This window comes from Actinomadura oligospora ATCC 43269, from assembly GCF_000518265.1.
Lineage (GTDB): Bacteria > Actinomycetota > Actinomycetes > Streptosporangiales > Streptosporangiaceae > Spirillospora > Spirillospora oligospora.
Genome location: NZ_JADG01000004.1, coordinates 129,411 through 144,249, shown reverse-complemented (window position 1 = coordinate 144,249; position 14,839 = coordinate 129,411). Strand labels below are relative to the sequence as shown.

Sequence of the window (14,839 nt, the reverse complement as noted above, 5' to 3'; positions counted from 1 at the left end):
GCCTTCCGCCGGCTCCGGTGGTCGTCGCTCAGATCGCGCCGACCGGCTCACCCGGAGCCGGCTGCGTAAACCTGCGATAACGACGTGTCACGGCGCCGATGCTAGAGGACGCCGCGCGCCCGTGCCAATCTCCAGGACGGGCGTCTCAGTAGCCGAGACGCCCCGTCGCCCGCCTGTGCGGACGCCCCGCCCCGCACCGAAGACGCCTACCCTGGCCCTGACGGCTTTCGGGACCATCGCACGGACGGGGCGCGCAGTGGCCAACGACCAGACGACGAGCGAACGCGGGACGCAGTTCGTGCCGCCGCTGCTCAGCTCGGCGGCGGCGTGGGCCTGGCGGCTCATCGCGATCGGCATCGTCGTCTACGGGCTCACCTGGATCGTCGGCACCCTCAAGATCGTCTTCCTGCCCTGCGCGATCGCGCTGTTCCTGACGGCCCTGCTGCGCCCGCTGACCGTCCGGCTGCAGCGCTTCGGCCTCGGGCCCCTCGTGGCGACCTGGCTGACCCTGCTGTTCGCCCTGGCCGTCCTCGGCGGGATCGGCACCTACGTCGGCATCCAGGCGAACGAGGAGTTCCCGAAGCTGGTCTCGGAGGTCCAGGACACCGCCAAGTCCGTCCAGCACTGGCTGGAGAACGGCCCGCTGCACGTCCAGCACTCCCGGCTGAACGACGCGGTCGACGAGGGCACCAAGTGGGTCGAGGCGCGGCGCGGCATGCTCGCCAGCACCGCCCTCGACTGGGGCACCGCCACGATCGAGGCCCTCGCGGCGATGGTCTTCCTGCTGTTCGTCACGTTCTTCCTGCTCAAGGACGGCCCGAACATCTGGGGCTGGACGATCAGCGGCCTCGGCCGCTACCGCGAGCGCGTCGACCGCGCGGGACGCGCCGCCTGGGAGACGCTGTCCCAGTACGTCCATGGGACGGTCCTGGTCGCCGCGATCCACGCCGTCGTCCTCGCGATCGTCCTGGCCGTCATGGGCGTCCCGCTGGTGGCCCCGCTCGCCGTCGTGATCTTCCTGGGCAGTTTCATCCCGATCGTCGGCATCTTCGTCGGCGGCGGCCTGGCCGTCGCGGTCACCTTCGGCGCGAAGGGCGGCGTCGCGGCGCTGATCTTCCTCGGCATCCTGCTGGTCGAGCACCAGCTGGAGTCCCATCTGCTGCAGCCGATGGTCGTCGGCCGCTGGGTCCGCCTCCACCCCCTGGCGGTCATCCTGTCGATCACCGCGGGCGGTGTCCTCGGCGGCCTGCCCGGCGCCGCCGTGGCCGTCCCCATCGTCGCGGTCATCTACCGCGCCTGGCCTGCCCTGAGGGGCACCGAGGGCCTGACCCCGGCCGAGGCCCCCGAAGGCCCTCCCGGCCCTCCCGACGGCCCTCCGAGAACGGTCTCCAAGGTCGTCGACGGCGACGAGGAGCCCCCACCGCAGGGCGCCGATCCGAGTTGACCAGACCCCTCCGAACCCGTCCGAACCGGTCTCCGGCGGCCCGTGCCGATCGGTCGACTCCGGGCAAGCCGGACCTCTGCGTGTCGAGGCTCCGGCGGTGAGCGGGCGGGGTTAGGCTCTTGTGGCCACGTTGTCTCAGGGGACACCTGAGGCGACGATCTTCCCCGGGCCAGGTTCGAGCCGACGCGTGCCGCAGCGCACGCGCGCGGTCGCATGCGACAACTCAGGAGGCGCACCAGCCGTGGCTGACTCGTTCGTTCATCTGCATGTCCATACGGAGTACTCCATGCTGGACGGCGCCGCGCGTCTGAAGCAGATGTTCGCCGAGGTCGACCGGCAGAAGATGCCCGCGATCGCGATGACCGACCACGGCAACATGCACGGCGCCTACGACTTCTGGAAGCAGGCGACCAGCGTCGGGGTCACCCCGATCCTCGGCATCGAGGCCTACTGCGCGCCCGAGTCCCGGTTCCACAAGAAGAAGGTCACCTGGGGCGACCCGTCCCAGAAGCGGGACGACGTGTCCGGTGGCGGCCTGATCAACCACAAGACCCTCTGGGCGCGGAACAAGCAGGGGCTGCACAACCTGTTCAAGCTGAGCTCGCGCGCGTACATGGAGGGGTTCGTCTTCAAGTACGCGCGGATGGACGAGGAGCTGCTCGCCGAGCACTCCGAGGGGCTGATGGCCACGACGGGGTGCCCGTCGGGCAAGATCCAGACGCGGCTGCGGCTCGGGCAGTTCGACGAGGCGCTGAAGGCGGCGGCCAACTTCCAGGACATCTTCGGCAAGGAGAACTACTTCCTGGAGCTGATGGACCACGGCCTCGACATCGAGCGGCGCGTCCGCGAGGGGCTGCTGGAGATCGGCAAGCGGCTGAACATCAGGCCGGTCGTCACCAACGACTCGCACTACACCCACGAGTCCGAGGCGACCGCGCACGACGCGCTCCTGTGCGTCCAGGTGGGCAAGCAACTCGCCGACCCGGACCGGTTCCGGTTCGACGGGAGCGGCTACTACATCAAGTCCGCGGACGAGATGCGCTCGATCGACACCTCCGACGCGTGGCTGGAGGGCTGCCGCAACACGCTGCTCATCGCGGAGAAGGTCGACCCCGCGGGCATGTTCGAGTTCCGGGACCTGAGCCCCAAGTTCCCGGTGCCGGAGGGGGAGACCGAGGACACCTGGTTCCGCAAGGAGGTCTGGAAGGGCCTCGAGGAGCGGTTCCCGGACGGCCTGCCCGAGGGCTACGCCGAGCAGGCCGAGTACGAGATGGGCGTCATCATCGGCAAGGGGTACCCGTCGTACTTCCTGGTCGTCGCCGACTTCATCATGTGGTCCAAGCGCAACGGCATCCTGGTCGGGCCGGGCCGAGGCAGCGCGGCGGGGTCGCTGGTCGCCTACGCGATGGGCATCACCGACCTCGACCCGATCCCGCACGGCCTGATCTTCGAGCGGTTCCTGAACCCCGAGCGCGCGTCGATGCCCGACATCGACATCGACTTCCCTGAAGACCGGCGGGCCGAGGCCATCCGGTACACCACCGAGAAGTGGGGCGCCGACAAGGTCGCCTACATCGCCACCTTCGGCACCATCAAGGCGAAGGCCGCCGTGAAGGACGCGGGCCGCGTCCTGGGCTTCCCGTACGCGCTCGGCGACCGCATCTCCAAGGCGTTCCCGCCCGCCGTCATGGGCAAGGACATCCCGCTCTCGGGCATCTTCGACGACAAGCACCCGCGCTACGGCGAGGCGGGCGAGCTGCGGAAGCTGTACGAGGAGGAGACCGACGTCAAGCAGGTCATCGACCTGGCGCAGGGTCTGGAGGGGCTGATCCGGCAGACCGGCGTGCACGCCGCGGGCGTGATCATGAGCGGTGAGACGATCATCGACCACGTCCCGGTGATGCGCCGCGACGCCGACGGCGCGATCATCACGCAGTTCGACTACCCGACCTGCGAGACGCTCGGCCTGCTGAAGATGGACTTCCTCGGCCTGCGGAACCTGACGATCATCCAGGACGCGGTCGACAACATCAAGAAGAACAAGGGCATCGACCTCGACCTGCTGAAGATCCCGCTGACCGACAAGCCGACCTACGAGCTGCTCGGACGCGGCGACACCCTGGGCGTGTTCCAGCTGGACGGCGGCGGCATGCGGTCGCTGCTGCGGCTGATGAAGCCGACCGAGTTCGAGGACATCTCCGCCGTCGGCGCGCTGTACCGTCCGGGCCCGATGGGCGCGAACTCGCACACCAACTACGCGCTGCGCAAGAACGGCCAGCAGGAGATCACCCCGATCCACCCCGAGCTGGCGGAGGCGCTCGAGGACATCCTGGGCACGACCTACGGCCTGATCGTGTACCAGGAGCAGGTCATGTCGATCGCGCAGAAGGTCGCGGGCTACACGCTCGGCAAGGCGGACCTGCTCCGCCGCGTCATGGGCAAGAAGAAGAAGGCCGAGCTGGACGCCCAGTTCGAGGGCTTCCAGCAGGGGATGATCGACAACGGCTTCTCCAAGGAGGCCGTGAAGACGCTCTGGGACATCCTGGTCCCGTTCTCCGACTACGCGTTCAACAAGGCGCACTCGGCGGCGTACGGCCTGGTGTCCTACTGGACGGCCTACCTCAAGGCCAACCACGCGGCGGAGTACATGGCGGCGCTGCTGACCTCGGTCGGCGACGACAAGGACAAGAGCGCGCTGTACCTGAACGAGTGCCGCCGCATGGGCATCAAGGTGCTGCCGCCGGACGTGAACACCTCCGAGGCCGACTTCACCCCGATCGGGGAGAAGGAGATCCGGTTCGGGCTGAGCGCGGTCCGCAACGTCGGCGTGAACGTCGTCGAGGGCATCATCTCGGCGCGTGCCGAGAAGGGCGCCTACGCCGACTTCAACGACTTCCTGAACAAGGTGCCCGCGCAGGCATGCAACAAGCGGGTCGTCGAGTCGCTGATCAAGGCGGGCGGGTTCGCCGACCTCGGGCACCAGCGCAAGGCGCTGCTGATGGTGCACGAGCAGGCGATCGACTCGGTCATCGACATCAAGCGCAAGGAGGCGATCGGGCAGGACTCGCTGTTCGGCGCCCTCGAGGACGAGTCGGGCGAGGACGCGTTCGCGGTCGCGATCCCCGAGGACGAGGAGTGGGACAAGACCACGCTCCTGTCGTTCGAGCGGGAGATGCTCGGCCTGTACGTGTCGGACCACCCGCTGCTCGGCATCGAGCACGTGCTGGAGCGCGAGGCCGACTGCTCGATCGCGTCGCTGAACGAGGGCGAGCGCCCGGACGGCCAGGTCGTGGTCGTCGCGGGACTGCTCAGCGGCCTGCAGCGCAAGGTCACCAAGACGGGCAACTCCTGGGCGATGTTCCAGCTGGAGGACCTGGGCGGCGCGATCGAGGTGATGTGCTTCCCGTCGTCCTACCAGCTGTGCTCGACGCTGCTGGCCGAGGACGCGATCCTGGTCGTCAAGGGGCGGCTGGACCGGCGCGAGGACGTCGCGAAGATCATCGCGATGGAGGTCACGCAGCCGGACCTGACCGTGACCGACTCGGTGGGGCCGCTGTCGGTGACGCTGCCGCTCGGCCGCTGCATCCCGCCGGTCGTGAGCCGCCTCAAGGAGGTCCTGACGACGCACCCGGGCAACTCCGAGGTGCACCTGCACATCCAGAACGGTCCGCGCACGACGGTCGTCCGGCTGGACGACAGGCTGCGCGTCGCGACGTCCCCGGCGCTGATGGGCGACCTGAAGCAGCTGCTCGGGCCGTCCTGCCTGAGCTGACGCACTGATCTGAGCTGACGCGCTGACGTACTGACGCGCTCACGCCAGGGGGCCGGGACGGATCGCCGTCCCGGCCCCCTGGCTTTTCGGTGGTCAGGCGAGGAGTTCCCTGGTCGCGGGGATGACCTCGTCGGTCCACAGGCGGAGCTGGTGCTCTTCGGCCTGCTCCGGCCAGTAGACGAAGGTGTCGAAGCCGCCGTCGGTCGCGAGGTCCGCGAGGACGCGGGCCCAGGTCGCGGCGTCGGCGTGGATGGGCGTCTCGCCGGTGAGCTCGGGCGGTCCGGTCGGGGTGTCGGTGATGTGCCCGACCAGCTGCGAGATCCGGGTGATGGACGCCGGGTCGCGGCCCGCCTCGACCGCGGCGTCGGTGATGATCCGCTGCGCCTCGGGCCACTTCTCGTAGTTGAGGTAGTGCGGGATGGGCGCGGCCCAGCCGTCGGCGACGCGTCCGGTGAGGGCGAGGGCGCGGGGGCCGACGCTGCCGAGCCAGATGCCGACCGGATGCGCGGGCGCGGGCCCGGCGTGGACGCCCTTGACCGTGTAGTGCTCGCCCTCGACCCGGACGGTCTCGCCGGGCCGCCACATCGCGCGGATGATCTCGATGGCCTCGGTGAGCGCGGCCAGGGCCTCGCGGGTGGTGCGGACCGGCCCGCCCATCGCCTCGATGGCGGGCCAGAACGCGCCCGCGCCGAGGGCGAGCTCGAACCGTCCGCCGCTGAGCAGGTCGAGGGTCGCGGCCTGCTTGCCGACCATGGCGGGCCCGCGCATCGGCAGGGACGCCACGTCCGGGAAGACGCGGATCCGCTCGGTCTCGGCGAGGACGGTGGCGATCAGCGCGAAGGTGTCGGCGAGATCGGCGGCGTAGGGGTGGTCCTGGACGCCGAGCAGGTCGAGGCCGGCCGCGTCGGCCTGCCGGGCGAGCGCGCGGATGTCGTCCAGCCCGCTCGCGACGGGGTTGAGTTGGATGCCGAATCGCATGCCCGAAACCTAGCCGAGCGTGATCATGCCCTGCGTCGCGGCCCCGGGTGACGCGGTTCAGTGGACGGCGGGGACGCCCGGGACGCCGGGGACGCCCCGGTCGTCCGGCAGGGACGCGGGGGCCAGGTCGGCCTCCCAGCGGGCGAAGCGTCCGCGGTCGTCGAACACGGCGCGGGCCGTGCCGCCGCCGGGGAGCGCGACCTCGGTGACGCCGTCCCGCTCCCGGTAGGGCACCCGGTGGTGGCTGAGCAACCGGGCGAGGGTGAGGCGCGGGTCGCGCGCGAACAGCCCGGCCGCGTTGGTGAGCAGCCGGGGGACGGGCACCGGGTCCCACCCGGCGGGCGGGGCCTGGGGGTCGTCCACGTGCAGGTAGGCCGAGCCGCCGTCGTAACCGGCGCCGATGTAGCCGCCTCCGCCGAGGACGCCGCCCGCCGCCATGGCGACCAGCTCGCCGCCGTGCCCGGCGGGGCCCTCGTACCAGGACAGGTCGACCTCGGGGGTGGTGAACTCGGGGATGCCGAGGCGCTCGCCGAGGGCCCGGATCGGCAGGGTGGGGCGGACGGCGGGGTGGTCCTCGCCGAACTGGGGGTTGGCCCAGCCCCACAACCAGGTGCGCTCGCGCGTGGCGTAGCTGCCGAGCAGCCCGACGCGCACGGTGACGCCGCCGCTGGTGTAGGTGCGCGCGGTCAGGTCGGCGCTCCAGTCCTCGCGCGGCAGGAACTCCGCGAGCGTCTCCTGCTGCTGCAGGACGACCGCGGAGAGGGCGGCGCCGAGGCGCTCGAACGCGGGACTGAATCCGGACATGTCGGGCAACATTATCTCAAGAAACCGGCGGTCTGGAGGGGGGAATCCGGCGAAAGAGCGCGCCGGTTCCTGAGCCGTTTCCGACATGTCCTGATATGCGGCGGGGTGGGGCGCGGGGCGGCGGGGGCGCGGTCCTGGGCCGCCCGGGGAGGGGGTTAGGCTTTCGCTGTTGATCGGCGACGGACGGCTACGGGCGCGGTCCGCGGCCCGTGAGGAGCGTACGAGGTGCGGGGACGGTCCCTGGGAGAGGCGCGGGCCCTGAGGGCGGTGCGGGCCTCGGTGGTCACCACCGTGCTGGTCGCGGTGCTCGGCCCGGTCGCCGGGCTGGTGTGGCACGCGGTGGCGCCCACGGTCGGCTTCGTGGTGGTACGCGGCGAGGCCTTCTTCGCCGACGGCGAGAGCCAGGCGCCGATCGGCGCCGACGCCCGGTTCGCCCTGATCGGCATTCTGGCCGGGCTGCTGTGCGGCCTGGTCGCCTACCGGTTCGGCGGACGCGGCAACGACGTCCCGCTGCTGGTCGGCCTCGCGATCGGCGGGACGGCCGCGTCCCTGCTCGCGTGGTGGGTCGGGCACCGATTCGGGCTCTCGCACTACCAGCACGTCCTGCGCACCGGCGCGGACGGCGCGCAGGTCGACGGCCCGGCCGACGTCCGCGCCAAGGGCATCCTGATCTTCTGGCCGCTGGCCGCGGTCGCCGCGTACGCGGTGCTCGAAGTGATCGTCAAGCGCCTCCCCGCCGGAGCCTCCGGCGAACCGGACGCCGGCGGACGGCCGGACACGGACAGCGACAGGGACGGCGACAGTGACAGGGACGGCGACGGCGACAGGGACGGCGACGGTGGGCTAGCGGCGGGCGATGGCGGCGAGCCGGGCTCCGGTCAGGCGCACGAGGTCGGCGGGGGCGAGCTCGATCTGGAGTCCGCGCCGTCCCGCCGAGACGTAGACGGTCGCGAGGGCTGACACCGACGCGTCGATCACGGTCGGCAGCCGCTTCCGCTGCCCGAGCGGGCTGATCCCGCCGACGACGTACCCGGTGGCGCGCTCGGCGTCGTGCGGGTCGGCCATCTGGGCCTTCTTGCCCCCGGCGGCGGAGGCGAGGGCCTTCAGGTCCAGCGTGGACGACACCGGGACGACCCCGACGGTCAGCCTCCCGTCCACCTCGGCGAGGAGCGTCTTGAAGATCCGGTCGGGCGCGATGCCGAGGGCCTCGGCCGCGGCCTCGCCGTAGGACTCGGCGTCCGGGTCCACCTCGTAGGGGTGCAGCTCGAACTCGATCCCCGCCTTGCTCGCGGCCACCGTCGCCGGGGTGCCGGTGCCGCCCTGCTGCTTCTTCCCCTTCGCCATGCCGCCCAGTCTGCCCCAAAAGACGATCAAGGCGCGGGGAACGGCCGGTGCCGGAGCGGACGGTCGGTTGGGGTGGGACGGTCAGTTGGGATGGACGGAGGCGTCCAGGAACTGCCCGGCGGGGACGGTCGGCAGCGCGTCCAGCAGCCGGGTCTCGCGGAGCAGCAGGTCGCGCTCGGCGCGCAGCCGGTGCGCGGCGTCCTCGGCGGCGAGCAGCCGCTGCTTGTCCGCCGGGTCGAGGACGGTCGCCGCCGCGACCAGGTAGGACAGCGCGACCGGGTCGTCCGGCAGCTCCGCCGGGTCGGCCGCGTCCGCGCCGGCCGCCGCGAGCCGGTGCCGGTACAGGTGGAACAGCCGCCGGACGCGCCGGACCAGGTCGTCGCCCGCCGCCCCCGGCTCCTCCGGCAGGAACTCCACGTCCCCGCACAGGTAGGGACGGGAACGGTCCAGCTCCTTCAGCCGGAACCGGCGTCCGCCGACCGTGACCACGTCGAACCGCCCCTCGGGCAGCGGGACGACCTCGTGCAGCTCGGCGACGCAGCCGATCTCCGCCAGCCGCAGCGGCGCGGCCGGGGGACCGATGCCGTCCGGGGCGTCGGAACCGTCCGGGCCGCCCTCCGGGGGCCCCGGGGCGCCGGGGACGCCCGGCTCGCCGAAACCGGCGGTCTCGCGGCCGTGTTCCAGCGCCACCACCCCGAACCGGCGGGGCTCCGGGCCGTCCATCAGGTCGGCCAGCAGGGTCCGGTAGCGCTCCTCGAACAGGTGGAGCGGCAGGACGACTCCGGGGAAGAGGACGGCGCTCAGTGGGAACAGCGCGATCCGGTCGGTCATCGCGTCCTCCCCACTCGTGCCCGCCGGGCCCGGGCGCGACAGATGCCCTCTTCGCCAGCCTACGTCGCCGGTCCCGGCGAGGGCAGCCGCGTGCGAGGCACTCCAGCGTGGCCGGAACGGGGCACGGGTTTGCGGGCGGACCGGGCCGGTTCCGGTAAAGCCGCCGGTCAGGGGCCAGGGGTGCCACTAGCGTCGCCTTACTCCCGGGGGGTTCGCTCTCCGGACAAACCTGGAGAACGACCGACGAATGTGGCTCAACATGATGATGACGGGGGTGGCGAGCCTGTCCGTGGGCTTCGTGATCGGCTGGATCGTCGCCTGCCCGCGCCGCTGGGACGCCCACTTCTGCGACGGGACCGCCCACGGCCATGACGTCCATCACGTCGTCCGCCCCGCCGCGGGCGATCCGGACGCCGGGGACGTGACCGGGCGGGCGGCGCGGGGCCCGATCCGCGCGCGCCTGGCGCAGCTCCTCCGCCTGACCGGCCGCGCCTGACGGACCGTCCGAGCAGTCCACTGCCGTGGATTGGCTGTTTTGCGGGGACGGCCGCGCGGTTAGCGTCGAGGGCATGAGAGCGCTGGTCGTCGATGCCTTCACCGAACGCCCGTTCGCCGGGAATCCCGCCGGGGTCTGCCTGATGGACGGTCCCGCCGACCCGGGCTGGATGCAGCGGGTCGCGGCGGAGCTGAAGCACTCCGAGACCGCGTTCGTCCGGCCGCTCACGGGCCCGGACGCCGATCCGGACGCCGACTTCGAGCTGCGCTGGTTCACCCCGCTGGTCGAGGTGACCCTGTGCGGGCACGCGACGCTGGCCGCGTCGCACGCCCTGTTCAGCACGGGGACGGCCGCGCCGGACCGGCCGCTGCGGTTCCGGACGCTGCACAGCGGCGTCCTGACCGTGACGCCCGCGCCCGGCGGCGGCCTGGCGATGGACTTCCCGGCCTGCCCGCCCGAGGAGATCGTCGAGCCGGACGGCCTGTCCGCCGCGCTCGGCGTCCCGGTGGCCTGGACGGGCCGGACGTCGATCAACGACGTCCTCGCCGAGGTCGCCGACGCCAAGACCGTCCGGACCCTGACGCCCGACAACGCCCGGCTCGGAGAGATCGACGCGCGCGGCGTGATCATCACGGCGGCGGCCGAGCCGGGCGCGGACCACGACTTCGTGTCGCGGTTCTTCGGCGCCCGCACGCTGCGCGGCGACGGCGAGGACCCGGTGACCGGCTCGGCGCACTGCGCCCTCTCGCCGTTCTGGGCCGCCCGCCTCGGACGCTCCGACCTGACCGGCTACCAGGCGTCCGAGCGTGGCGGGTACGTCCGGACCGAGCTGCGCGGCGACCGGGTCGTCCTCACCGGGGGAGCCGTCACCGTCCTGGACGGAACGCTCTCCGCCTGACCAATCAGGCAAGGCGGATATGACCGTCGGGGACGGATGGGCGTGACCGTCCGGGAAGGGCGGGCGTAACGGAACGCGCCCACGATCGGAAATCGCCTTTGGAACGCGCTACGCCCCGGCTCCCGCACTGGGAGGGCGGGAACCGGGGCGTCAGCGGACCACCGCGACCGCGTCCGACATGTTGATCACGTGAGACGCGGTGATCACGCGAGCCGCGCTGATTACGTGAGGCGCGCTGATTACGTGAGGCGCGGTGATCGTGTCCGGCACGGCGACCGTGTCCGGCACGGCGACCGTGTCCGGCACGGCGATCGTGTCCGGCGCCGTGATCACGCCCGGCACGGTGATCACGGGGGCCGCGAATGATCACGTGCGGCGCTGCGAACGCGTTCGGCACCGTGATCCGATTCCGGCGCGGCGGTCGCGTGACCGCCGCCGCCCTCCACGCGGAGCGCCTGTCCGGCGAGAGACAGTTCTCGCTCCCTGCCGACGCCGCACCTGCCGCCCACGGTTCACGAACGTCGCGTGCGTCACATACGCCCCCCGAGTCGTCGTGACGCGCGTCTCGGCAGGCGAGACGGTGCTTCGTCGTTTGGACGCACTCCGTAGACTGAACTGGTGATCTCCCGTATCGACCTGCGCGGTTCGCTTCCCGGCGACCTGCGCTCCGTGCTGCCCCGCGCCGAACTCGACGTCGAGGCCGCCCTTGAGAAGGTGCGGCCCATCTGCGAGGACGTGCGCCATCATGGGGCCGCGGCCGTGCGTGGGTACACCGAGCGGTTCGACGGCGTCGCGCTGGAGTCCACCCGCGTCCCGGTCGAGGAGATCGAGAAGGCGCTCGACGAGCTCGACCCTGCCGTGCGGGACGCGCTGGAAGAGGCGATCCGCCGCACCCGCAAGGTCCACCGCGACCAGCGCCGCACCGACGTGACCACGAAGGTCGTGCCCGGCGGCACCGTGACCGAGAAGTGGATCCCGGTCGGACGCGTCGGCCTGTACGTGCCGGGCGGACGCGCCGTCTACCCGTCCAGCGTCGTGATGAACGTCGTCCCGGCGCAGGCGGCCGGGGTCGGCTCGCTGGCGGTCACCTCGCCCGCGCAGCGTGACTTCGGCGGGCTGCCGCACCCGACGATCCTGGCGGCGTGCGCGCTGCTCGGCGTGGACGAGGTGTACGCGGCGGGCGGCGCCCAGGCGATCGCGATGTTCGCCTACGGCACCGAGGAGTGCCCCCGCGCCGACCTGGTCACCGGGCCCGGCAACATCTGGGTCGCGGCGGCCAAGCGGCTGCTCAAGGGCGTGATCGGGATCGACTCCGAGGCCGGCCCGACCGAGATCGCCGTGCTCGCCGACCGCACCGCCGACCCGGTGCACGTCGCCGCCGACCTGATCAGCCAGGCCGAGCACGACGTGCTCGCCGCGGCCGTCCTGGTCACCGACTCGGTCGAGCTCGCGGACGCCGTGGAGGCCGAGCTGGCCGTCCAGGTGGGCCGCACCAGGCACGCCGAGCGGATCACCGAGGCCCTCGCGGGCCGCCAGTCCGGGATCGTCCTGGTGGACGACGTGGAGGCGGGCCTGAAGGTCGTCGACGCGTACGCCGCCGAGCACCTGGAGATCCAGACCGCGGACGCGGGCGCCGTCGCCGCCCGGGTCCGGAACGCCGGCGCGATCTTCGTAGGGGCGTTCGCGCCCGTGTCGCTGGGGGACTACCTGGCGGGCTCCAACCATGTCCTGCCGACCGGTGGGTGCGCCTGCCATTCGTCCGGCCTGTCGGTCCAGTCGTTCCTGCGCGGCGTCCATGTCGTGGAGTACGACCGGACCGCCCTCGCGGACGCCACCGCGCGTGTGGTGACGCTCGCCGAGGCCGAGGACCTGCCCGCCCACGGGGCCGCGATGAAGGCCCGCTTCGACTGGGAGATCCCTTCTTGACTTCCCTCTCCGACCTCCCGATCCGCGACGACCTGCGGGGCCGGGAGCCCTACGGGGCACCCCAGCTGGACGTCCCGGTCGCGCTGAACACCAACGAGAACCCCTACCCGCCGTCCGAGCCGCTCGTGAAGGCGCTCGGCGACGCCGTCATGGACGTCGCGGGCTCCCTGAACCGCTACCCGGACCGCGACGCCGTCGCCCTGCGCGACGGCCTGGCCGCGTTCCTGAACTCCGACACGCCCGGGGTGGGCCTGACCGGACGCCAGGTCTGGGCGGCGAACGGCTCCAACGAGATCATCCAGCAGATCCTCCAGGCGTTCGGCGGGCACGGCCGGACGGCGCTGGGGTTCGAGCCGTCCTACTCGATGCACCCGATCATCACCGGGGTCACCGGCACCCGCTGGGTCAACGCCTTCCGCGACGAGGACTTCGGGCTCGAGCACGAGGCCGCCGTCCGGGCCGTCCGCGAGCACCGGCCGGACGTGGTGTTCCTGACCTCGCCGAACAACCCGACCGGCACCGCGCTGCCGCTCGCCGCGATCGAGGCCGTCCTCGAGGCGGCCCCCGGCATGGTCGTGGTGGACGAGGCGTACGCCGAGTTCCGCCGCGAGGGCACGCCGTCCGCGCTGACCCTGCTGGACGGCCACCCGCGGCTGATCGTCACCCGGACGATGTCCAAGGCGTTCGCGATGGCCGGGACGCGCCTCGGCTACCTCGCCGCCGACCCGGCCGTCATCGACGCGCTGCTGCTCGTCCGGCTGCCGTACCACCTGTCGGCCGTCACGCAGGCCGTCGCGCGCACCGCGCTCGCCCACGCGGATGATCTGCTCGGCTCGGTGGACGCGCTGCGCCGCGAGCGCGACGAGATCGTGGAGTGGCTGCGCGCGGAGGGCTTCCGCGTCGCCGACTCCGACGCCAACTTCGTCCTGTTCGGGACGTTCCCCGACCGCCGCCGCGTGTGGCAGGGGATGCTCGACCTCGGCGTCCTGATCCGGGAGGTCGGACCGCCCGAGTGGCTGCGGGTCAGCGTCGGCACCCCGGCCGAGATGGACGCCTTCAAGAACGCACTCAGGACCGCGACCAAGGAGAGCAAGTGAGCCGCACGGGCAGGGTCTCGCGGGGGACCAAGGAGACCGAGGTCCTCGTCGAGATCGACCTCGACGGGACGGGGGTCGTCGACGTCGCGACCGGCGTCGGCTTCTACGACCACATGCTCGCCCAGCTCGGCAAGCACGGCTCGTTCGACCTGACCGTCAAGACCACCGGCGACCTGTACATCGACAGCCACCACACGATCGAGGACACCGCGATCGCGCTCGGGCAGGCGTTCCGCGAGGCGCTCGGCGACAAGGCGGGCATCCGCCGGTTCGCCAACGCCTCGGTCCCGCTGGACGAGGCGCTCGCCCAGGTCACCGTGGACATCGCGGGCCGTCCGTACCTGGTGCACAGCGAGCCCGAGGGCATGGCCCCGATGATCGGGCCGGAGTACGACACGACGATGACCCGGCACATCCTGGAGTCGTTCGTCTCCAACGCGGGCGTCTGCCTGCACGTCCACGTCCCCTACGGCCGCAACGCCCACCACATCGTCGAGGCGCAGTTCAAGGCGCTCGCGCGGGCGCTGCGCGACGCGGTCGCGTTCGACCCGAAGGTGCACGGCATCCCGTCCACCAAGGGAGCCCTGTAGGCATGGCCAAGTCGATCGTCGTCCTCGACTACGGGTCGGGGAACCTGCGCTCGGCCGAGCGCGCGATCGCCCGGCACGGCGTGGACGTCACCGTGACCTCCGACTTCGACGCCGCCCTCGCCGCGGACGGCCTGGTCGTCCCCGGCGTCGGCGCGTTCGAGGCGTGCATGGCGGGACTGCTGAAGATCAGGGGCGAGCGGATCATCGGACGGCGGCTCGCGGGCGGCCGTCCGGTGCTCGGCATCTGCGTCGGCATGCAGATCCTGTTCGCGAAGGGCGTCGAGCACGGCGTCACGACCGACGGCTGCGACGAGTGGCCCGGCACGGTCGAGCGGCTGTCGGCGCCCGTCCTGCCGCACATGGGCTGGAACACCGTGGACGCCCCGTCCGGCTCGCGGCTGTTCGCCGGGCTCGACGCGGACACGCGCTTCTACTTCGTGCACTCCTACGGCGTGAGGACCTGGGAGCTGCAGGCCGACCCCATGGGCAACATCAAGCCGCCGCTGGTCACCTGGGCCGAGCACGGCGACCGCTTCGTCGCCGCCGTTGAGAACGGCCCGCTGTGCGCCACCCAGTTCCATCCGGAGAAGTCCGGCGACGCGGGAGCCCGGCTCCTGGAGAACTGGCTCGCCACGGTCGACTGACGTTCGTTCCCTTCT

14 protein-coding genes are annotated in these 14,839 nt (G+C 72.0%); 9 read left to right on the top strand and 5 right to left on the bottom strand.

Annotation, left to right across the window (positions count from 1 at the left end; all coding sequences use genetic code 11):
- Window positions 1–256 precede the first annotated feature (256 nt).
- Together P696_RS43415 and dnaE are read left to right on the top strand one after the other, a co-directional pair.
- Window positions 257–1,444: an AI-2E family transporter gene (locus P696_RS43415; RefSeq protein WP_245627510.1), complete on the top strand. Its 1,188-nt coding sequence runs from the start codon at window positions 257–259 to the stop codon at window positions 1,442–1,444.
- 241 nt (window positions 1,445–1,685) lie between these two features.
- Entirely contained in the window at window positions 1,686–5,216 is a 3,531-nt protein-coding gene (dnaE, locus tag P696_RS0105195) for a DNA polymerase III subunit alpha (protein WP_026411489.1), read from the top strand.
- A gap of 93 nt (window positions 5,217–5,309) precedes the next feature.
- On the opposite strand, the gene P696_RS0105190 is transcribed toward dnaE, so the two are convergent.
- Together P696_RS0105190 and P696_RS43410 are read right to left on the bottom strand one after the other, a co-directional pair.
- Complete coding sequence (locus tag P696_RS0105190; RefSeq protein WP_026411488.1) at window positions 5,310–6,194, bottom strand: LLM class flavin-dependent oxidoreductase; 885 nt, start codon at window positions 6,192–6,194, stop codon at window positions 5,310–5,312.
- 57 nt (window positions 6,195–6,251) lie between these two features.
- Window positions 6,252–6,998, bottom strand: a complete 747-nt coding sequence (locus P696_RS43410; protein ID WP_051466885.1) for a DUF6882 domain-containing protein — start codon at window positions 6,996–6,998, stop codon at window positions 6,252–6,254.
- 225 nt (window positions 6,999–7,223) lie between these two features.
- On the opposite strand from P696_RS43410, the gene P696_RS53595 reads away from it, so the two are divergent.
- Entirely contained in the window at window positions 7,224–7,958 is a 735-nt protein-coding gene (locus P696_RS53595) for a hypothetical protein (RefSeq protein WP_245627509.1), read from the top strand.
- On the opposite strand, the gene ybaK is transcribed toward P696_RS53595, so the two are convergent.
- Together ybaK and P696_RS0105170 are read right to left on the bottom strand one after the other, a co-directional pair.
- A complete protein-coding gene (gene ybaK / locus P696_RS53995) occupies window positions 7,842–8,342 on the bottom strand; it encodes a Cys-tRNA(Pro) deacylase (protein WP_026411486.1) in 501 nt (166 codons plus the stop codon). The two genes, P696_RS53595 and ybaK, sit on opposite strands and share 117 nt — an antisense overlap.
- Window positions 8,343–8,423: 81 nt before the next feature.
- Window positions 8,424–9,173 carry an LON peptidase substrate-binding domain-containing protein gene (locus tag P696_RS0105170; protein ID WP_026411485.1) on the bottom strand — a complete coding sequence of 250 codons (750 nt, stop codon included), beginning with the start codon at window positions 9,171–9,173 and terminating at the stop codon, window positions 8,424–8,426.
- A 259-nt stretch (window positions 9,174–9,432) separates the two neighbouring features.
- On the opposite strand from P696_RS0105170, the gene P696_RS0105165 reads away from it, so the two are divergent.
- Together P696_RS0105165 and P696_RS0105160 are read left to right on the top strand one after the other, a co-directional pair.
- Window positions 9,433–9,669 (top strand): hypothetical protein, encoded by a 237-nt coding sequence (locus P696_RS0105165; RefSeq protein WP_157429527.1) that lies wholly within the window; start codon window positions 9,433–9,435, stop codon window positions 9,667–9,669.
- A gap of 73 nt (window positions 9,670–9,742) precedes the next feature.
- The gene (locus P696_RS0105160) at window positions 9,743–10,567 is read left to right on the top strand and encodes a PhzF family phenazine biosynthesis protein (RefSeq protein WP_026411483.1); all 825 of its coding nucleotides are present in this window, start codon (window positions 9,743–9,745) and stop codon (window positions 10,565–10,567) included.
- Between the two features lie 150 nt (window positions 10,568–10,717).
- Here the strand turns inward: P696_RS0105160 and P696_RS0105155 are convergent, their stop codons facing one another.
- Window positions 10,718–10,918: a hypothetical protein gene (locus P696_RS0105155; RefSeq protein ID WP_026411482.1), complete on the bottom strand. Its 201-nt coding sequence runs from the start codon at window positions 10,916–10,918 to the stop codon at window positions 10,718–10,720.
- Between the two features lie 267 nt (window positions 10,919–11,185).
- On the opposite strand from P696_RS0105155, the gene hisD reads away from it, so the two are divergent.
- Genes hisD through hisH form a run of 4 tightly spaced genes read left to right on the top strand, consistent with a single transcriptional unit; the run spans window position 11,186 to window position 14,824 of the window.
- The gene (hisD, locus tag P696_RS0105150; protein WP_026411481.1) at window positions 11,186–12,493 is read left to right on the top strand and encodes a histidinol dehydrogenase; all 1,308 of its coding nucleotides are present in this window, start codon (window positions 11,186–11,188) and stop codon (window positions 12,491–12,493) included.
- The gene (locus tag P696_RS0105145; RefSeq protein WP_026411480.1) at window positions 12,490–13,590 is read left to right on the top strand and encodes a histidinol-phosphate transaminase; all 1,101 of its coding nucleotides are present in this window, start codon (window positions 12,490–12,492) and stop codon (window positions 13,588–13,590) included. The genes hisD and P696_RS0105145 overlap by 4 nt, the downstream gene beginning before the upstream one ends.
- Window positions 13,587–14,180: an imidazoleglycerol-phosphate dehydratase HisB gene (gene hisB / locus P696_RS0105140; RefSeq protein ID WP_026411479.1), complete on the top strand. Its 594-nt coding sequence runs from the start codon at window positions 13,587–13,589 to the stop codon at window positions 14,178–14,180. The genes P696_RS0105145 and hisB overlap by 4 nt, the downstream gene beginning before the upstream one ends.
- Before the next feature lie 2 nt (window positions 14,181–14,182).
- Window positions 14,183–14,824 carry an imidazole glycerol phosphate synthase subunit HisH gene (hisH, locus tag P696_RS0105135; RefSeq protein WP_026411478.1) on the top strand — a complete coding sequence of 214 codons (642 nt, stop codon included), beginning with the start codon at window positions 14,183–14,185 and terminating at the stop codon, window positions 14,822–14,824.
- The last annotated feature ends 15 nt before the right edge of the window (window positions 14,825–14,839 follow it).